Raw genomic sequence first — 20280 nt, forward strand, 5'->3', positions numbered from 1 at the left:
AATTAAAACACAGTATGAAAATAAGAATCATAACTCTACAAGCATTACTACTCCTCTTGTGTCCGCTTTTAGCGATGGCACAACTCAACCGCTCCGAAAGTTTTAAAAGCCAATACAAGCTCAAAGAAGTGGTGATCCTCAGCCGTCATAACATTCGCTCCTCTTTATCAGTGAACGGGAGTACCTTGCAAAAAATGACGCCTCACGAGTGGATAAAATGGAGCGCTGCCCCCAGTGAACTTACCCTTCGTGGGGGAGCACTCGAAACCATTATGGGTCAGTTTTTCCGCAAATGGACAGTAGCCGAAGGACTTTTTACTGAAAATGCAGTTCCCTCTGTTGATGAAGTGAATTTCTATGCTAATAGTATGCAACGCACCATTGCTACCGCGCAATATTTCTCCTCAGGATTTATGCCCGTAGCCAATTTGCATATCAACCACCGCTTTACCCCCAGCAAAATGGACCCTGTGTTCTTCCCTGCGCTTACCAAAAGTAGCCCTGCTTTCAAAGCACAAGCCTTAAAAGAAATTGCTGCTATGGGCGGCAAAAAAGGCATTGTAGGCATCAACGAGGGGTTGAAAGACTCTTACCAACTCTTGGAGAAAGTACTCGATTTGAAGAACTCACCCGCTTGTAAATCCGGTGAAGTGTGTGCTTTCAACGATTACAACACCCAGTTGAAACTCGAAAAAGGCGATGAACCTAATATGAAAGGTTCGTTGAAGTTAGCCAACTCCGCTTCCGATGCTTTTATTTTGCAATATTATGAAGATAAAGACCCTGTGCAAGCAGCATTTGGCAACAACCTCACCACCTCCGACTGGGAAAAAATCGCTAAGGTAAAAGATGTCTATGGCGATGTGCTTTTCACCGCTCCTATTGTAGCCGTGAACGTAGCGCACCCACTATTAGTGTATATGAAAGACGAGCTCAACGCCAAAAACCGCAAGTTCACATTCCTTTGTGGTCACGATTCTAACATTGCCAGCGTGAATGCCGCTTTGGAAGTAGAAGAATACAGTTTGCCTAAATCTATTGAAAAGAAAACTCCAATAGGTAGCAAACTCGTGTTTGAAAAATGGGTAGACAACAGCGGTAAAGAGTTTGTATCGGTAAACATTGTATACCAAACCACCGAACAATTGCGTGGAATGGAACTATTGGATATGCAAAATCCACCAGTAGTATTTCCTCTAAAACTCAAAGGAGTAAAAGCCAATGCCGATGGTCTCTACACTTTAGAAAGTGTAAACGACCGCTTCGACAAAGCTATTCGTGCTTACGAAGCTATCAAATAGTATAGTATATCTATTAAAACAATAAAAAGCTGTCCTGAGATGGGGCAGCTTTTTTTATTGATATCGTTGAGGTTCGTATAAGCTAAGCCTATTTCGAAAAAGAAAGCTTTATCACACATTTGAAAGATGTTTTTTTAAGATAATTGCTTGATTTCTTTTAATATTTCAGCATTGACAATCTTTCTTTCCTTATCAAAAAGCCAGCCGTATTTATTAAAGTAATAAATAGCGGATTTGATATGGGCTTTCAATAGTTTGATATTTTTATAGGATGCTTTTTGATATTCGTGTACAACAACGGCTTCGGGGAAGAAGATGGTTTTGTAGGCACGATGGATGCGACGGTTGAGGTCTATATCTTCTAAATACATAAAAATATTTTCGTCAAATAATCCTACTTTCTCAAGGGCTTTGGTACGCAAGAACATAAAGCAACCTGATAGATTAGGGATATTTATTTTTTTGTCATATCTGAAGGAATGTAGTTCATACTTTTGATTGCTTTTATCTCTCCACTTTTTGAAAGGGATAAAACGCCTAAAAATAAGGTCGATAGGAGAGGGGAGGAGTTTGCAAAGGTATTGCAGCTGACCATCGGGATAGATGATTTTTGGCATTATATTGCCTACCTCGGGGTGCTCATTCATATAATGAGTGAGCTTTTCTAAGGTGCCTTCTTGTATTACAATATCAGGATTTAATACTATGTGATAGGGTAGCCCTTGCTCCATAGATTTTTTGATAGCAATATTATGAGCTTTGCCATACCCTATATTCTCGTTGTTGAAAATATAGTGTATTTCCTTATCGGGGTACATCGTTACTACGCTTTTGAGCATATCAGTGGGCGAGTTGTCGACAAGGAACAACTGTAGCGCCCCACTTTTGCAAGCAAAGTAGCTATCGATAACCTTTTTGAGAGGTGTGAGGTCGGTTTGGTATAACACTATGGAGGCTGAGAGTTTCATTAGTTTTTGCAATATAGTTTTAAATACTGATTACTCATATTTTCAATGCTATAATCATATATGGCACGTTTGTATATATTTTCAGCGTACTGTTGTTTATTATTAAAGGCTTTCGCAATAGCCTCGGATAGAGAGGGTATGTTGTCTAACTCATAGAAAACTACTTCTTCTTGGTTGTATTGTTCTTTAAAAATAGCGATATTAGAACATACGGTAGGTAATTTGCTTTGTCCTGCTTCAATAAGTGAGAGGCTAAACCCCTCGGAATAAGAGGTCGCAGCATATACATCAAAATACTTTAAGTAACTAATAGCATTCTTTTTGTAGCCTAAGAACCAACAGCGATCGTACACATTTTCTCGCTTAGCTAAGGATTTTAAATTTTCTAACTCTATACCATCTCCTACTATGATAAAGAAATAATCGGGGAGATGTTTTAGGGCTAATATAGTTTGGTGTATTCCTTTTCTTTTGGTGAGCAAGCAATGAGTTCCGATGACCTTAAATTGCTTTTTAATGTTTAATATTTGAGATTCTTCCTCTACTTTAGCTTCTATTTTTTCTTTTTGATAGGCTCTTCCATTATAGATCACTTGATAAGGTTTGTGAATTCTATTTTTATAAGTATCAGCCATTAAATGGGTAAGATAGACAATAAAGTCTTGTTTATTTAATATTTTCACCCATATTTTTTCGAATATATAGGCTATAAGTTTGTTGTAATTGCCTTTTAAGTTATCGTAAATAATTTGGTGTAAGGTCGAAATGAACTTACATTTATCAGTTTTTTTTCGGTGATACCAAATGTAAAGGTCAGGACGGAGCATATGAGTGTGCACTACATCATACTTATTGAAATCTATTTTCTGAAAGAAAGAAATTCTATAGGTATTACAAGGGAAAAGCAATTCCGTATTTTCTTTATCAAAATAGTATACGTCTATTAGCTTTGCTTTGTCAACAAGTCCTTGAATGATATCTTTTGCGACAATTATAGGACCTTGATTTTTGAGTGAGGGTAATATAAATGCTATTTTCATATTTTAAATAAGAGGTTTAAAATAATCATCTAATACAAAAGAGGCTTGGAACATATAGGTAGCTATGGCTTGTGTAATCACAAATAGAGCTAATAGAGTAGTTTTTAAGTGTTTAAATCGAGAAAACACAAAAGGCAATATAAAGATTTCAGAAAAAGAAAAAGCTGTGGCAAAACGACCACTTAAGATAGAAAATTCTGAAAAACCTATACGGAAAGCTACTCCAATAGTAAAGAGTAGAAAAAAAATGGCAAACAATTTATTTTCATATAAATCCTTATTCATAAAAAATAAGATAAATAGAAATGTAAGAAAAGCTTTTATATTGGGCAATCTAAAAATACCTATATCTTCTGAATATTCTGCTGAATTAGAATATGTTTCTACTCTGCTTGAAACACTTACTAAAAAATCGGCTAATGCGAATTTAGCAATAAGGATAAACACTATTAAAATCACTATTGAAAGCCATTTAAACTTTATTAATGATATTTTTATTCTTAGCAAAAGACTCAACAATATTCCTATACATACAATAGGTAAAGATACTTGGTGAAAGGAAAATGCTAATAATGTAATGAGTAAAAACCTTATATAAAATTTATCTTCTTTGCCTACAAAAATAGTTAAAGCATATAATGCCAATGGTGTGGCAAATCCTTGCCGTATTTGCATAAATTGCTGCAATAAAAAATATCCTGATGAAAGATATAACAATAGTACAAATATAGGGCTTACTTCTATTTTACGAGATACTAAATAAATAACATAAAAAGTTATGAATGAAAATACTGTAAAAAGAACAATATGTGAATTGGTGATAAAACTTATAAGATAACAATACCAACCAAAGCCTATTTCCATTCCTGTAAAAATGTAGAATTTAGCAGGATTTAGTAAATCAAGAATATCTATATATTTAAATACGGAATAGTACACAAAGGTATCACGAGTATCTCCTCTGTTACCTACAATAAAGGCTATTGAAAGAGTTATAAGGAAAAACCATATAGTTTTTTTTTGGACAGATAATCTCATATTATTTTTTTGATAGTAAAACCATTGCAACATAGTACATTTTTATCATAACCAAAAAAACAATCACTCTTTGTTTCATTGTTTTTTTTACTAAACTCACATTTTGTAATCTAAAAAAATCTAAATTTTTAAATTTAATGTAATACTCTTTTTTTCTCTCTAAGGGTAAGATTGATTTTAAAAGAGTTCCTATAGCAACTAATTTTATTTTTGTGATATGTTTTTCTAAAGCTTTAGCATATTTTTTATCATTTATTTGTTCTATAAAGAGATAAAGATTTTGCAATATTTTTATCATACTCTCATGATGAAATAAGTAGTATTCTTCTGTTTTCCTACGACTTAGAGAGCCTTCTCTAATGAGATAATTATAGAAAATTTCATTTGTATGTGTTATTTTATTACAATATTTATAAAGTCTCAAAGGAAATTCATAATCTTCGCTTAACACTCCTTTTAGAAAAAAGATATTATTTATTAGAAAAATATCTTTACGAACTATAAATGTACAAGCTGAATAATCTATAGTATAATCAGATAAATATTTTGTTCCATTTACAACAATAGAGGTAGGTTTTTCTTTTTTATTTATTACTTGTATTTTTCCTGAATCTTGATAATTTTCTTTTATTTCAAAACTAAGCAAATCAATATCTTGATTTTTTAATATAGTTACAATTTTTGAAATACTATTTTTCTCTATAATATCATCTGAATCAAAAAACCATATATATTTTCCTAAAGCTTTACAAATTCCAAAATTGCGAGCATCTGATAGTCCTCCATTTTCTTTGAAATAACTGTTAATTATTATTTCTTTGTTTTTTAAATTTATTTTTTCAATAATAGATGCAGTGTCATCTGTTGAACCATCATTAACAATTAGAATTTCTACTTGCTTTGATCCTTCTATTTCTTCTATAATAGAATTTACCGTCCTTTCTAAAAATAACTCTGCATTGTAAGCAGGTATAATAATGCTAAGTAGTATATTATCCACATTCTCTGTCATATTTTATTCTTTTTATAGTATAATAATGAAAATAGAGCTACAATTCCTACAATTAAAAATTTCCACCCATAAGCTACTTTATAAGCGAAAAAAGCTACTATCAAAACAAAAATATTCAGTAACAATCCTTCTAACATTATTTTCCGAGTACCTATCATTTCTCTCATCATCTGTTTAAAAGAAGGAAAGAAGAAAGGTAAGAAGAAAACTAACCAATAAGTAAAAATAGTAGTGTATACAGCTACCTTGAAACCATAAATAGGTATAAATACAAGATTTAAAACAATATTTAAAAGAGCTGGATAAAATACCAAATATAATATTTTATTAGTATTTTTATTGATAAAAATACTTGTTGAAAGATATAGGTACACAGTACTACTCACTAAATAAGTAGCACACACTAAAATAGCGATCACATAAGCAGGCTGAAAGGAATCGTTTTTTATAAAAATGGAATAAAATTCTTTCATCCATAACATTGCCAACAAGATGAAAACAGAGACTATGAGATTCACAAGCCTATAGTAGTACTGCATTTGTTTTATATTTCCTTCCCGATAAATCCTTTGTAAAACAGGTGATAATGCCACAGAAACACCTAAAACTACTACATTAGCGTTTTCTCCTATCTGATAGCCATTAGAATACAATCCTATACTGACTACAGAAACTCCTAAAATATCCATTATAATTCTATCAGAAGAGCTTAACAACAAGTGTCCTAGATTGTGAGGAATTATAGGTAAAGATATTTTTAGTAAATTTTTTATCCTATGAAACTTAAAGTCTACTTGAGGGAATATTTTTAAATCAATATATAAGGGTTTTATGAACAATATGAAAACAACAATAGGAGCAATAGCATATCCTACTATCCATCCTATATAACCTAAATGGAAATAGCGAATAATCACAAAAGATGCTACAAGTGAAGCCAATGCTCCTATCAGATTTCTTACAACTTGTGTACGAGGTTTAAAAACTAAAGGATAATAATGACTTACAATAGTTTCATTAGAAACAAACAAAATAGGGATGACTGAGAGAACAATGATCAATATTTTTTTCTCAATAGGAGTTATAGGTAAAGAAAAGAAATAAACAACTGATAGACAAAAAGCAGTTAAAAAGGAACCTAATAATATATAGAAAAACAATCTACGCCACAAAAGTTTAAATTTAGCACCTAACTCAAAATAAGAGTTTGTTAAGTGCAAATGCAATCCTAATGTAGCAACCCCAAAAGCAATACCTTTATACGAATTTATAAGCCCTATAATTCCATAATCTTCTAAAGTGAGATATGGAGTAATGAAGGGTAGTATCAGAATAGTAAGTATAGCAACCAGCTTAGGTACTACACCATACCATATTGTATTTACAATGAGTTGCTTAACTCTCATAAGTAATTCATTTTAACTTCCAAGGCATCAATTCTCTAAACAAACTTTTCCTAAAAGAAGGGTCTCTAAATTTTTTTAAAATATTCTTTTTAGGGTTAAATATTTTTAAGGTACGTTTATAATTGTCTATATCTAGTAGTTTAAGTAATAGTCCTTTTTGCTTTTGTTTAACACTAAGTTGGTAATCTTCTTCTTTAATAGCTTCATTCAAAAAATTAGTATAAGGTTTTCCAAATGAGTTGAACCAATACCCATAAGGCAAAGCATTTTCTTTAGGTTTAGCTTTTAAATGCTTGTTATCCATATATGAGTATAGTTCCTCTTTATTTTTAGGGATATAAGCTACATCAAGATGTTCATAAAAAGATAAGCCTAAGCATATCACAGGCTTCTCGTAATAACAAGCCTCTACTCCTATAGTTGATCCAAATGTTATTATTTTATCTGAGGTATCTAATAAGGAATAACTGCGAATAGGGGAATGAGCTTCGATAATGATAAGGTTTTTTAAAGTCTTTAGCCTCAATAAATCCCTATTTTGAGTGTTATCAATAAATTTTAGGTTAGGATGTATTCTTAGAACAAATATTTTATTAGAATCATTAATATAATGTAAACATATTTCTTCAATAGCTTTTGTTTCATCCTCAAAAAGGTAGATATAGTTCTCCCATCCTGGTACAGCAGCAAACTCATCAATAGAAGAGTTAAAAAAAGTTATTATTTCTTTTCCTTGCAATAATTCATTATCAAGTACTTTGTTTTGTAATCCTATGTAGCTTTGTTCAACAGTAGAAACCCCGCCTCTCTGATTTTCAAAAAAAGTTATTGCTTTTTTCTTTTTTTGAATAAGAGAAATACCTTCTCTTTCCCATAAATCTATTATTTCTTCTTTTCGATAACTTATATTATGAGGGATTTCATTGTTTAAAAAATGATATTTGTTAAAGCTTAATGAAAATTCAAAAGTATTAAAGTTGAGATTATTTTGTTTACAATAAAGTACTATTGGTGCAAAAACGGCCATTCTTCCATTAAAAACATATACTTTTTCTATAGAAAAAGTTTTATGATAATCCTCAATAGTTGTTAAAACATCTATTGCATTTTTTAGTTCTCTATTTATTCTATAAGCATATTTTTCTGTATTTAGCTTATGATCTCTTATAAAAGTAATCATAGAAGAGGCTGTACACATCCCTAAATTATACCCTTGATAAGTATATTTTTTCAATTCTTGTAGTGTTTTAAATTCTTGTGGTTTGAAACTCTGAATATTTTTATATCCTAAAATTGAAATATCTCCTCCTTTGTTACGAAGGGTAGTAATAAGATTTTCAAACATACTTTTATAGTAATAAAGATTTGATTTTGTTGAATTATAACTTACTTGACTTTTAGCTATATCACTACCAAAATCATTTACTATATAAATCTTATCTTTATTTAAAATATGAGTCATCAATATATCGGCTTGAATTTTTATAATCATATCCAAGCGAGAATGTGCTGTAAAGAAAAATAATACTCTCATACTCTCTACAATGTGAAGCCATCGTCTACTACTATATTCTGTCCGTTTACGAACTCTGATAAATCAGAAAGTAAGTATAGTACAGAGCCTGAAATATCTTTAGCGTTGAGCATTCCTTTGTTTAAGCAAAACTCTTTATAAGCTTTTAAGAAAGGCTCAGGTTGTTTGTCTTCTATACCTCCTAAAGAGATTGTATTTACTCTAATATTTTTTCCTTTAAAGTATTTAGCCATATATTTAGTAATATGTATTAAGCCTGATTTAATAGCAGCGTATTCTACAGGATTTGTCATTTGAGTATTATTATAAATTTCAAAACGGGGAGCTACTACCCCATAAATGGAGGCTAAGTTGATGATATTTCCATAACCTTGCTTTTCAAAGTACTTAGCAAACTGTTGAGAGGTAAGAAAGTATCCTCCTAAATTCATTCCTACATTTTCACAAAAATCGTTATAGGTTACCTCAAAAAAATCATTACCATAGTTCTTGTTGCGAGGATAAGCACTATTTATGAGGGCATCTATTTTGCTAAACTTTTCTGAGATAGAGGTTATAAGTTTTTGTATAGAGTTGATATCAGTGATGTCAATTTGGGCAGGGATAATACGTTCCATACCCAATGCTTCTACAGCTTTTTCAGCTACTGAGAGTTCTCGTTCTGCCATAATGGCAATTGCTCCATTAGTAGCAATAGCTTGGCAAAACTCTTTGCCTAATAAGCCCGCACCCCCTGTAATCACTACTACTTTGTCTTTTATTTTTGTAAGCATAGTTCTAAAACTTTATATCCTTCAACAATGGTGTTGAATTTTGTTTGTTTGTTTAATATTTCTTCTACAAAAAACTGCATTTGAGCAGTATAGGTTTGTAATGACAATTGACTTGATTGAAAGACAAGTTTATCATTATATGAAATAATATTCTTCAATAAATCTACTAAAAAAGTTCCCTCTTCAGTCAGTACCTCAAGAGTACGTTTGCTATCCCTTCTATAATAATTCAATACTACAGACACTGAAAAATCATCATATTCCCATAAATAGTTAGCATAATCGTAAGCGGTAATATTTAGAGATGATTTATTGCTAAAGAAAGATTGAGTACGAGTAGGAGCTCCAAATAGCCAATACACATAATCCAACTCGTGAATAAGGTCAATATGTACGCCCCCTCCCATCTCTTTGTTGGCACTGTACACCTTCCTAAAATCTACATTAGGTCGCCAATCAGGTAAATAAGAACCACAATACACATTTACTTCATTCACTCTTTTGCCTACGAGTAATTCTTTTATTTTAACAATACTTTCCAAGAAACGCAGATTACAAGCTACATAAGTTAGTATTCCTTGTCTTTCAACTTCAGTTACTAAATCATTAGCTTCTTTTGAAAGGGCTTCAAAAAGAGGTTTCTCTATAAATAATGGTTTTTTGTACCTGATAACTTTTTGGATAGTATCATAATGTACTGATGTAGGATTTGATATCAAGATAAATGAAAGCGTTTCCATTGCTATCTCATCAATATCAAAAACTTCAATAACCCCCCTTATTTCTTTAAAGGGTTCTCCTTTTCTTCGGAGTGCATAAATTACTACAGAAGGATAAAGCTCTTGCAATGCTTTGATGTGCTTCAGAGCTATGGAACCTAAACCTATGATAAGTACTTTCATCTATCTAATAGTTAAAATCAAAATCCAATTTTTTCTGAGTTAATAAAAATGACATAAACTCAAAGTCAATAGGTTCGTCTAAATCAAAACACAAGTGAGGTACTACATACACCAAACTTCTATCTGTAATCACTCGCTCACAATTATTGTCAAAGAAAGCTCTTTTGTAATAATAAAAAGAGGCATTCATATCAAAAACCTTTGGGGCGCTTTGTCGCGTTAAAAAACTTCCTTTTTTGCAAAGTTTATAAAACCCATCTTCTTTTTCTTCTACCATATTAAAGTAAGGATTTCTATGACAAGGGCTTACCGAAAAAATATTATAAGCTTGTGTATTTTCCTCTAATAAGGCTAAAGCCTTTTTTAAATCGTCTACATTTCTTAAAGGAGCTGTAACATCCATATCCAAAACATAATCATATTTTTTAAGGTGTTTTTGCTCCATAAAGTTCTTTACATTTATAATTACGCCTAATTTCCCAGCAGTATCTGTAGCTAATTCCTGAGGACGGGTATAATCAGTCTCTATATACAGCCCTTGTCTCTTTACCACTTCCTTTATTTGTCGGCTATCTGTGGAAAGAACAATATCTACCTTGCCTTTGTGTTTTTCTTTAAAAGCATTGGCTGTTTTCAGAGTGTAATATATGAGAGGTTTCTCGTTGATGATTTTTATATTTTTACCAGGGATTCCTTTAGATCCTCCTCTTGCACAGATGGTGATTAATATTTCCATAGTATAATTTTATTTTTCTAAATGCTTGATAAAATCTTTTGCTCGCTCATAGTCTACAGCCTTCCCGATATCTATCCAATAGCCTATGATAGGATCATATACTAATTTTCCTCCTTCGGCTACTAATCGTTCCATTATATCGGTAATGTCACAATATTTCCCTTTTTCTATAGTAGAAATTAAAGAGCGTTTGAGTATATAAATACCTGCATTAGAGTGGTATATAAAGCTCGGTTTTTCTTTAAAGCTAGTTACCTTTCCTTCTTTAGTTTCAAAAACTGCATAAGGAATATCTACTTTGTACTCAGTAGAAGCTACTGCCATATCTGCACTTTCATTGATAAGCTTTAAGTAAAGGGAGTCGAAGTTTACATTGGTAAACAAGTCGCTATTCATCAGTAGGATATGTTCAGTACTTAGGTTGTTTATCAGTGCCAAAGCACCTGCTGTTCCCAAGGGTTCATCTTCCCATACATATTCTATAGTAATTCCTTTTTGGCTACCATCACCCAAATAGTTTACTATTTGCTCGCCAAGGTATTTTACTGATATATAAATTTTTTTGATACCAAAACTAATGAGCCTATCTATGTTGTGTTCTATGATTGGTTTATCGCCTAATCGCAACATTGGTTTGGGGACAGTATCCGTAAGTGGACTGAGGCGTTTGCCCCTTCCTCCAGCCATAATCACTGCTTCCAAAGGGAGTTGGGCTTTGGTATATTCTAAATCTATCAAATCGACCATTTTACCTTCTTGGTTGAGGATAGGTAGAATTTTTATATCGCTTTTTCGATATTTCTCAAAGCTCTGATAGGTATCTTTTTGATATAGCCGTTTGAAATCTGGGTTTGCAATCTCTCCTAAGGTTTTCAGTAGATTTTGCTCAGCTATGATGGAGCGACGGATGTCACCATCTGTAACCGACCCTATTACGCTCTCATTATCATCTACCACAAAGAGGATAAGCCTACTCAAATTGTGCAATTTGTTGAGGTGTTGTAGTCCTTCTACCAAGTTTTTGTTTTTATGTATTAAAACATCGGTTCGCATTGTAGTATATATTAGTAATCAATGTTATAAAATGATTTTTTTAAAGGAATAATAGGGTGTTCTTTGATTATTTTTAAAATCTTTTCAGCAGCAGTACCATTTCCATATAGTTGTTCTTGCCGCTGTATTTTATCTCTAAATTGTTTATCGAGAGCAAAAGTAATACTTTTTTTAATACCCTCCAAAGCGTGAGTGCTATTAATTACACTTTCACAATTGATACGTCCCTTTTGCCTATCACCTATATTGATAGTGGGAATATTGAAAGCAGGCACTTCTGTCATTCCAGAAGAAGAGTTTCCTATGACAAAATCTACAAATTGTAAGGCTGATAGGTAGCGCAACTGACCCAACGACTTAAATGCTATTGCTTTATCTTTATGAGTGTCTACATATTCAGTAATCATTTTATTGATGATACGTCCGTTCTTATCTGAGTTGGCGTGGGTAAAGATAAGTCCTGTATCAGTGAGCTCGTCAAGAGCTGTTAGTATATTTTCAAAAGTCTCTATAGGAGTTTCTTTTTCAAGTGTTACTGGGTGATAAGTAATGAGTACATTTCTTTTTTTAAGGTTAAAATCAATAGATTTTTCAAAAGCCTCCCTGTCTAATAACTCTAATTTTTTAATACTATCTAAACCTATAGCTCCTACATTAAATACCATCTCTGGCTGTTCTCCTAATTGTATTACTCGTCTGCGATAGGCTTCAGTAGAGGTGAAGTGCAAATGGCTGAACTTGGTAATACTATGCCTAATAGCTTCATCATAAGCACCTTCAGTAGTTTCACCTCCGTGTAAGTGAGCTATTGGAATGTTAGCCATTCCAGTTGCTATCACCGCCCCTAATATTTCTGTTCTATCACCTAAAACTACCACTAAATCGGGCTGTAAAGCCTCAAGAGCATCCGCAAATCCTGAAACAGCTAAAGCTATTGTTTTTGAAACACCTACTGAAGTATCTGACGAGAGCAAGCACTCTACTTTTTTATCGACTACAAAACCTGCTGCGGTTATCTCATCTAGAGTATAACCAAACTCAGGAGAGAGATGCATTCCTGTAGCGATGAGTTGTAATTGTAGTTCAGCATCTTTATTGATGAGTTCTATCAATGGACGAAGCAAGCCAAACTCGGCTCTTGTACCTGTTATAACACAAATCTTTCTCATATAATTACTTATGCCAATTGTTAGGTAATGCTTTTGCGTCTTTAGGCAAATCATTAGTATCCAAACGGGGAATTTTAAATACATTATCTCCCATTTGGTTATTTATATCTGCTAACTTTACTTCTGTTGTAAAACCTAAAGCACAATGATTTTCTTTCAAAAGAGTTATAGTATCATCATTATAATTTCCATAAGGATAACAAATAGTCCAGTGTTTTATGTCTCCACCTATATTTTCTATAAATTTTAAAGACTCTTTAATTTCTACTTCTTGTTTTTCCTTTGGCAAAGAACCTAACCAATAATGGTCGTAACCGTGGCTTCCTATATGCATACCAGCGCTAACCATACACTTCATTTGGTCTTCCGACATATATAGCTCTCTACTAAAAGTACCTTCCTCAACTCCCACTATTTTTTCAAAAAGTTCTGTTGTGATAATATTTCTCAGTTCTTCAACCAATTCAACTTGCAATAGTCGCTTAACAAAAATAACCTCTTTAGTATCGAATCTATCTAATTGAGCCAACTTTTTGTAATAAAACTCATAGCTTTCCAGATGATACGTTTCCCTATATTTGTCTAATAACAGAGTTATTTCTTTTAATAGAGACGACATTTTCTCTTCTGGAGTTGAAGCTAAAATGAAATGTATTTTATTTACGTCCAATACTTTGTGCTGAGTAACAGCTTTTACAGGTGCATAAAAAGCTCCTTGTACTCCTTCGTTTTTTAAAATAGGAAATACACAAGTAAAATGGTCGATATAAGCATCGTCAAAAGTAAGAAGAACAGGGTGAGATGGTAGTTTATGAATGCCTTGTGTAGCTGCTATAACTTCTTCAACGGTTACAAAAAAGTAGTGTTTCTTCAAAAAAGCTACTTGCTCTTTAAAAAGAGCTACATCAAGCCCTTTAATAGAAGGGTATCTTGAGTGTTTTAAGTCTCTCACGTAGTGGTACATCACTACTGTTAGATTTTGATTTTCCATTTTCTATTGAATTATATTAGGTCTGTCTTGATCGGCATCACCTTTGAATATTACATATCGATCATTTTTATCTTTCAACTTATAGGTAAAATATAACGATATATTTTGCTGTTCAAAGGGTTCAAAGTAATCAGGAATAATTACCTCATTTGTTGAGGTGTCTAATTTTGAAAATCCCATTGTTTCAAATACTTCTTCAGCGAAACCATAGTTTAAACAATCTATATATTCAGCCTCGTATTTTGATAATAATTTTTGTATTTGGTTAAATAAACACGGAAGTGCTTCTGCCCCAGCACCGTACATATCTACTATTCTCAGTGCTTTGGCTGTTCCTACTTTCACTATCCGAATAACCCAAATAGCTTTCAGCTTATCTTCTACAAAAACACCCCAAAATTTATATCTGTAGATTGGGTGATATAAATATCTGTTTTTTAGATATTCTATAGATTTCTTAGGTCTATACTCCCCTGCTTGTATACTTTCTCCGGTAAGAGGCTCAATATCAAAATTATCCTTTATAGTTAATTTTTCTATAGAAGCATTCTCCTTTTTGTTTAACTTTTCGTTATGACTAGCTTTAGCAATTTTAAAATTTTCAACAGAATTATTGAGAATGTAATATTGTTTCACTATATCTACTAAATTTTTAGTAGCCTTATGTACTTTTATAGCATCATTACTTAGTCCTATACTTGCAAAAGACCTACTATTAGGCAAATTGAAGTACATTTCCCACAAGTATATAGCTAAATTATCTATCTCATCATTCTTTATATCTTTCCTCACTTTCCAAATAGCAGCCCAAGTGTCATTTTCTTTTTTATATAGATTCTTATCATACTGATAAGTAGGAATAAATCCTTTAAGGGCATCAACTTTTCCCGTCTGTTTATTTTGGGCAATAATAAAATTATAATCTCCTGTAATAGGATTTAAATGCTGAAAATCCATTAGTTTTCTTGAGACCACTAAAGCGTGATTTTTTTTCCAATAGGTATCCAAAAATTCTATAATAAGAGGTAAGTCCTCTTTTTTTGCATAACGAATATCGTACATTTTTAATTAATTTTCAATATACATCCTCCCCACGAATAGCCTACACCAAAGCCTGCAAGGAGGAGATTGCCTTTTAGTTTGTTCTCTTTTAGTTTTTCACAGAGTACTATAGGGATAGTAGCTGAAACGGTATTCCCTACTTCACTCATATAGTAATGAAATTGTTCTTCTTCTATTTTTAGTTTTTTACGCAAAAAATTCAGCATAAAAGCATTTGCTTGATGAAATACATAACCATCAATATTCTCTTTGGAGAGTTGATTCTTGTTCAATGTGTCGTTTACCAAAGAGGGTACAACATCAATAGTAAAGTTAAAAATCTCTGAACCATTCATAAATAAATAATCAGAAGCAATAGGATTCGCTTTTTCATCAAAATTTAAGTCGTTTAAAGGACTTTTATGCCTGAAAGCGCCTGTTTTTACGATTAGATTTTTAGCTCCTTTGCCATCTGTTCCCAAACTAAAATTACCTATTTCAGCAAATCCTTCGGTAGATATAAGTGTAGCAGAACCTGCATCTCCAAAAATAGTGCGATTTCCTTTGTCTTTGGGGTGCAAATGTTTAGTATAGGTCTCTCCTGTAAGGAATAGTACATTCTTGGCAATTCCTCCCATAATGAGCCCTTTGGCTAAAGAAAGCCCATATATATATCCTGAACATCCTAAATTAAAATCTAAAGCACCACAAGTAGTGGGTAAACCTAATTTATCTTGTATTAAACAAGCAGAAGTAGGTAGGAAATAATCAGGACTTTGAGTGCAGAAAAGCACAAAGTCTATCTTATTTTTATTGATATTAGTTTCTGTAGCAAAAAGTTTTTCAGCTGCTCTCACTGCTAAGTCTGCTGCAGTTTCATTCTCATCTGCTATATGGCGGGTGTGTATACCCACTTTATTAGCGATTTTATCGACACTCCATTCTGGAAATTCTTCTACTAACTGTTCATTAGTAAGCGCTTTTTTAGGGAGAGCGTATGTCAGTGCTTTAATATATGCTTTCATAATTTTACAATAAAGTATATCCTCCATCTATCAGAAGGTTTGAACCTGTTACCCAAGAACTAGCATCAGATAAGAGATAAACTACTGCATACGCTACTTCTTCAGGCTTTCCATAACGTTTTAAAGGATATTTTTTCTTGTCGGTTTCCATTTGCTCTTGTGTTACCTCTCCTCCTGAAACAATATTGGTTTCAACCATTCCTGGTATTACAGTATTTACTCTTATTTGCCGTGAGGCTAACTCTAAAGCTAATCCTTTACAAATACCATTGATTGCTCCTTTTGAAGCTGAATAAATACTATTTCCTATATACGATACTTTTGTCCCCGAAATAGATGAGATAAACACTATGGATGATGCCTTTTGTAGCTTTTTTTTCTTAACGAGTAACTGAGTCAATAACAGAGGAGCATAAAAATTAACCGTCATTACCTCTTGTATATCCTCTTCTTGCAGAAATTTAAAAGGTTTAGGAATTGTAAGTCCAGCACAATTTACTAACCCATTTAAACCATCTATTTGGTTTGCTAAGGTTTCAATGTCTTCTTTTTTGGTAAGGTCAGCTATTATACAAGCAGGCTGTGTACCTTCTAACTGTCCATAGGTTTCTTGCAAACGCTGTTCATTACGCCCCGTAATAACTACTTGTGCTCCCATTTTAGAACATTCTATGGCAATAGCCTTTCCTATACCAGAAGAAGCTCCTGTTACTAAAATAGTTTTATTTTCTAATGAAAAAGGATTGTACATAGTTATTACACTCTGCTTTTCACTACATTATATAGGTCTTCTACGGTATGAGCTGCTTTGATATCCTCACCTTTTAGTTTTACATTGTATTCCTCATCCGCCATAGCAATAACTGATAGGGCAATTAGAGAGCTCCACTCATCTAAACTTCTGAACTCTGTAGAAAGGCTGATTTCTGCTGCATCTGTTTCATCAAACAGATTTACAAAATTTTGTACAAATTCTTGTGTATTCATATTTATAACTATTATTTAATTTGCAATTTATTTCTTTTCAATATCTTAAAGATAGTGATTAAATTTATAGCTCAATCAAATCGTCTTCTTCAAAATCTTTTTTAGCTATTTTACCAATTACCTCATCCCATTGCATAGGAGAAATACCCGTTCCAGGGCGTTTTACAGTAAGATTTTCAGCTGAGAACAAATCACCTTTTTTTATAGTTTTAGTTGCTACTATACTTTTACGAGCAATAGCTTTATTTTTAGCTTCAGATTTCGAAACTTCTTTCAGTCCTGAACCTCCTATGGCTTTTTCTATATTACGAATAGCCATTACCATAGCTTTTAGTTCCTCAGGTTCGAGCGATGCTTTATGGTCGGGACCTGGTAAGGTTTTATCCAAGGTAAAGTGTTTTTCAATAACCGTAGCCCCTAAGGCTACTGCTGCAATGGGGACTTCTATCCCCAAAGTATGGTCGGAATAACCTACGGACACTCCTAATTCTCGCTGGATATGGAGCATAGCCTTTAAGTTTACATCCTCCATAGGGGTAGGGTATTCCGTATTACAATGCAATACAGTAATTTTATCTTTGCTTACACCATTATCAGTCAGCACTTTTATGGCATCTTTTATTTCGGTTATAGTAGCCATCCCTGTAGAGAGTATGACTTCTGGGAAAAGATTTGCTACTTTTCTTAAATAGGGCAGGTTGGTAATTTCACCTGAAGGAATTTTAGCTATTGTAATTCCTAATTGGGATAAGAATTCTAACGATTCGAAATCAAAACCTGTAGAGAAAAATTGTACACCTTTTTGAGTACAATATTTTTCTAATTCTACAAACTGCTCAAAACTCAATTCAAGTTTTTTAACCATTTCTAACTGACTCTCAGAACTATTTTGAGTGTTTTCTATTTGATAATCAGCCTTCAAGGCATTTTTAGAAATACATAGTTCTGTTTTAAATGTTTGAAACTTGATATAATCGACATTAGCTTCTGCAGCCTTGTCTATAAGTTTTTTAGCATTATTGATATCTCCGTTATGATTTACTCCTGCTTCTGCTATAATTATTACTTTTTTCATTAGTATCTATATTTAAGTAATCGTTTGTCTATTTTATTAGGATTATTTTTCTCCCATATTGATATGATCTGATCGTATATTTCTTGATTATGTATTTTCTTTCCGATATAAAATTTTCTATTTTCTTTAGAGAATCCTGACTTAAATTTGAAAAGAGGATCCTTCATATCAGAAGAGACACCTCCCCCAAAATGGAAGTACTTACACTTCATATACTTGGCTATTTTTATCGCTGTATCTAATAATAAATTATTAGAGGCTAAATTTGAATACTCTTTTTTCCGACCAGAAAGATGATAATGCGCATAATTATCACTATATATCAATAGCATTCCGCTGATTATCTCATTATCAATTTTAGCTAAAAGTAATTTGCTTTTATTTTTGAGTTCATTAAGAAAAACAGAGAAATATTTATCACTAAAAAAATAATAATTGTCAGCATTTACATTTTTCATAGTTTCATTATATATATCAAAGAATGATTGAAAATCCTCTTCTTTTTCAGAAACCGAAATATGAATATTATTTTTTATAGCTTTTCTAATCATATTTCTATTAATTGATGAATATGATTTGTCCCATATATCTTGTATATTTTGAGAAAGGTCAAGTACTACTGTATTTCTATCTTCCAAAATATCAATAAAGCCTTTGCTAAACTCTTCAGTTTTTATTAAAGGGTGGAACCTACAAAATTCAGTTATAATTTTTTCATTCTGACAATACTCATAGAAAGAATTGAAAAAATGTTCTTTAAAAATCTCAAAATCATTAATGTCATTATGGACAATACCACTATATCCATAGACACTTTGGATATCTTTGCATCCTTTAAACCCATAGCCGGCTGGTACTTCGTTAATTAAGAAAGGATATATTGCAATATTACTATTTTCTTCAAATACAAAACATATCGCCTTACCATCACCATTTTCTTGATAAGCTTTATAATATTCAGGGGTGAAATAAATGTCTTTATTATAATTAGGTATCATACGAAGATATTCATTCCATTCTTCTTTATTTGATAAATCTAATATTTTAATCATTATTTATTTTTCTTACTCCACTAGGTATATTCACTACTCTTGCTTCTAACCATTCGGCGTTGCTGAGGTCAGTTTTAGGATAGTCTTTAAACATTGGTAAGCGGTTCATTAGTTGCCATATTGGGCGGCTCATTACACCTTTTGCATTTGTTTCGGTAAGGAAAGCATCGCGCTCTTCTTTATTGTTTAAGATAATGGCATTGAGCCAATAGTTGCATTTTTCATATTCACGTTCGGCAAAAAAGGTAATGCCTTGTTTTTCGAAATAGGCTTTATAGGCTTCGGCTGTAGCGCGTTTGTTAGCTAAAAAGCCATCTAACTGTTCTAATTGGGCTACCCCTAAGGCAGCATTGATATTGGGCATACGGTAATTATAACCTATTTCATCGTGTACGAACTCCCAAGCGTGAGGTACTTTGGCTTGGGTGGTGAGGTGTTTGGCGTGTTTGCCTATAGTTTCATCATTGGTGAGTATCATACCGCCACCTCCTGTAGTAATGGTTTTATTACCATTGAAAGAGATTCCTCCTATTTTGGCGAATGTGCCCAAATGTTTGCCTTTGTAATAACTACCGATGGCTTCGGCAGCATCTTCTACTACGTCTATATGATAACGATCACAGATAGCTATAATTTCTTCTATACGGCAGGCGTGTCCAAAGGTATGCATTGGCATACACGCTTTGATACGTCGGTTTGTTTGCTTATGGTAGCATTCGTTCCCTCGTAGTTCGGCGTTTTCTTTTAAAAAGTGTTCTAAAGAGGTAGGAGAGAGTCCCATTGTATCTTTATCGACATCTACAAATACGGGTATAGCCCCTGCATATACAATGGCATTAGTAGTAGCTATAAAGGTTAGCGGTTGAGTGATTACCTCATCACCTGCTTTTACCCCACTGAGTTTTAGTGCTATATGGAGGGCATTGGTGCCATTCACACATACTACAGTGTATTTAGCCCCTGTATATTCAGCTACCTTTTGCTCGAAGAGGTCTACAAATTTTCCTACGCTTGATACGAAAGTAGTATCGATGCACTCTTCTAAATATTTTTTTTCGTTCCCTGCAAAAGTAGGGGCGTGTAGAGGGATAAAAGCCTCTTTCTCACCATAAAGGTCGCGTATAAAGGATATGGTTTCAGCGATATTCATATTCAATTTGCCTATAATACTTTGACA

Annotated in this window: 20 protein-coding genes; 1 reads left to right on the top strand and 19 read right to left on the bottom strand. The window is 32.8% G+C overall.

Features of this window, described 5'->3' with window-relative positions:
• Positions 1-14 precede the first annotated feature (14 nt).
• Positions 15-1301, top strand: a complete 1287-nt coding sequence (locus tag ACSQ7D_RS08065; protein WP_437135883.1) for a histidine-type phosphatase — start codon at positions 15-17, stop codon at positions 1299-1301.
• 134 nt (positions 1302-1435) lie between these two features.
• Here the strand turns inward: ACSQ7D_RS08065 and ACSQ7D_RS08070 are convergent, their stop codons facing one another.
• The 19 genes from ACSQ7D_RS08070 to ACSQ7D_RS08160 all read right to left on the bottom strand — a co-directional run bounded on the left by ACSQ7D_RS08070 (position 1436) and on the right by ACSQ7D_RS08160 (position 20253).
• Positions 1436-2269: a glycosyltransferase family 2 protein gene (locus ACSQ7D_RS08070; RefSeq protein WP_437135884.1), complete on the bottom strand. Its 834-nt coding sequence runs from the start codon at positions 2267-2269 to the stop codon at positions 1436-1438.
• Positions 2269-3309: a glycosyltransferase family 4 protein gene (locus ACSQ7D_RS08075; protein ID WP_437135885.1), complete on the bottom strand. Its 1041-nt coding sequence runs from the start codon at positions 3307-3309 to the stop codon at positions 2269-2271. Before ACSQ7D_RS08075 ends, ACSQ7D_RS08070 begins: the two co-directional genes overlap by 1 nt.
• 3 nt (positions 3310-3312) lie before the next feature.
• Complete coding sequence (locus tag ACSQ7D_RS08080; protein WP_308766134.1) at positions 3313-4347, bottom strand: EpsG family protein; 1035 nt, start codon at positions 4345-4347, stop codon at positions 3313-3315.
• Between the two features lies 1 nt (position 4348).
• Complete coding sequence (locus tag ACSQ7D_RS08085) at positions 4349-5359, bottom strand: glycosyltransferase family 2 protein (RefSeq protein ID WP_308766135.1); 1011 nt, start codon at positions 5357-5359, stop codon at positions 4349-4351.
• The gene (locus ACSQ7D_RS08090; protein WP_437135886.1) at positions 5356-6765 is read right to left on the bottom strand and encodes a hypothetical protein; all 1410 of its coding nucleotides are present in this window, start codon (positions 6763-6765) and stop codon (positions 5356-5358) included. The genes ACSQ7D_RS08085 and ACSQ7D_RS08090 overlap by 4 nt, the downstream gene beginning before the upstream one ends.
• A gap of 7 nt (positions 6766-6772) precedes the next feature.
• Positions 6773-8299, bottom strand: coding sequence for a capsular polysaccharide export protein, LipB/KpsS family (locus tag ACSQ7D_RS08095; protein WP_308766137.1), 1527 nt, complete (start codon positions 8297-8299; stop codon positions 6773-6775).
• 5 nt (positions 8300-8304) lie between these two features.
• Positions 8305-9072 carry an oxidoreductase gene (locus tag ACSQ7D_RS08100; protein WP_437135887.1) on the bottom strand — a complete coding sequence of 256 codons (768 nt, stop codon included), beginning with the start codon at positions 9070-9072 and terminating at the stop codon, positions 8305-8307.
• Positions 9057-9974, bottom strand: coding sequence for a Gfo/Idh/MocA family protein (locus ACSQ7D_RS08105; protein ID WP_437135888.1), 918 nt, complete (start codon positions 9972-9974; stop codon positions 9057-9059). The genes ACSQ7D_RS08100 and ACSQ7D_RS08105 overlap by 16 nt, the downstream gene beginning before the upstream one ends.
• Before the next feature lie 4 nt (positions 9975-9978).
• Positions 9979-10710 carry an acylneuraminate cytidylyltransferase family protein gene (locus tag ACSQ7D_RS08110; RefSeq protein WP_437135889.1) on the bottom strand — a complete coding sequence of 244 codons (732 nt, stop codon included), beginning with the start codon at positions 10708-10710 and terminating at the stop codon, positions 9979-9981.
• Between the two features lie 9 nt (positions 10711-10719).
• Positions 10720-11763: a nucleotidyltransferase family protein gene (locus ACSQ7D_RS08115; RefSeq protein ID WP_437135890.1), complete on the bottom strand. Its 1044-nt coding sequence runs from the start codon at positions 11761-11763 to the stop codon at positions 10720-10722.
• Between the two features lie 11 nt (positions 11764-11774).
• Positions 11775-12932, bottom strand: coding sequence for a UDP-N-acetylglucosamine 2-epimerase (gene neuC, locus ACSQ7D_RS08120; protein WP_437135891.1), 1158 nt, complete (start codon positions 12930-12932; stop codon positions 11775-11777).
• Positions 12933-12936: 4 nt separating this feature from the next.
• Complete coding sequence (locus ACSQ7D_RS08125) at positions 12937-13923, bottom strand: polysaccharide deacetylase family protein (RefSeq protein ID WP_437135892.1); 987 nt, start codon at positions 13921-13923, stop codon at positions 12937-12939.
• A 3-nt stretch (positions 13924-13926) separates the two neighbouring features.
• Positions 13927-14985: a hypothetical protein gene (locus ACSQ7D_RS08130; protein ID WP_437135893.1), complete on the bottom strand. Its 1059-nt coding sequence runs from the start codon at positions 14983-14985 to the stop codon at positions 13927-13929.
• A gap of 2 nt (positions 14986-14987) precedes the next feature.
• Positions 14988-15989: a 3-oxoacyl-ACP synthase III family protein gene (locus tag ACSQ7D_RS08135; RefSeq protein ID WP_437135894.1), complete on the bottom strand. Its 1002-nt coding sequence runs from the start codon at positions 15987-15989 to the stop codon at positions 14988-14990.
• A 4-nt stretch (positions 15990-15993) separates the two neighbouring features.
• Positions 15994-16740: an SDR family NAD(P)-dependent oxidoreductase gene (locus ACSQ7D_RS08140; protein WP_437135895.1), complete on the bottom strand. Its 747-nt coding sequence runs from the start codon at positions 16738-16740 to the stop codon at positions 15994-15996.
• A 5-nt stretch (positions 16741-16745) separates the two neighbouring features.
• Positions 16746-16976, bottom strand: coding sequence for a phosphopantetheine-binding protein (locus ACSQ7D_RS08145; RefSeq protein ID WP_437135896.1), 231 nt, complete (start codon positions 16974-16976; stop codon positions 16746-16748).
• A 64-nt stretch (positions 16977-17040) separates the two neighbouring features.
• The gene (neuB, locus tag ACSQ7D_RS08150; RefSeq protein WP_437135897.1) at positions 17041-18051 is read right to left on the bottom strand and encodes an N-acetylneuraminate synthase; all 1011 of its coding nucleotides are present in this window, start codon (positions 18049-18051) and stop codon (positions 17041-17043) included.
• A complete protein-coding gene (locus tag ACSQ7D_RS08155; RefSeq protein ID WP_437135898.1) occupies positions 18051-19103 on the bottom strand; it encodes a lipid II:glycine glycyltransferase FemX in 1053 nt (350 codons plus the stop codon). The genes neuB and ACSQ7D_RS08155 overlap by 1 nt, the downstream gene beginning before the upstream one ends.
• Positions 19096-20253, bottom strand: a complete 1158-nt coding sequence (locus ACSQ7D_RS08160) for a LegC family aminotransferase (protein ID WP_437135899.1) — start codon at positions 20251-20253, stop codon at positions 19096-19098. The genes ACSQ7D_RS08155 and ACSQ7D_RS08160 overlap by 8 nt, the downstream gene beginning before the upstream one ends.
• Positions 20254-20280: the final 27 nt, after the last annotated feature.

This window comes from Capnocytophaga sp. G1920 (genome assembly GCF_051417515.1).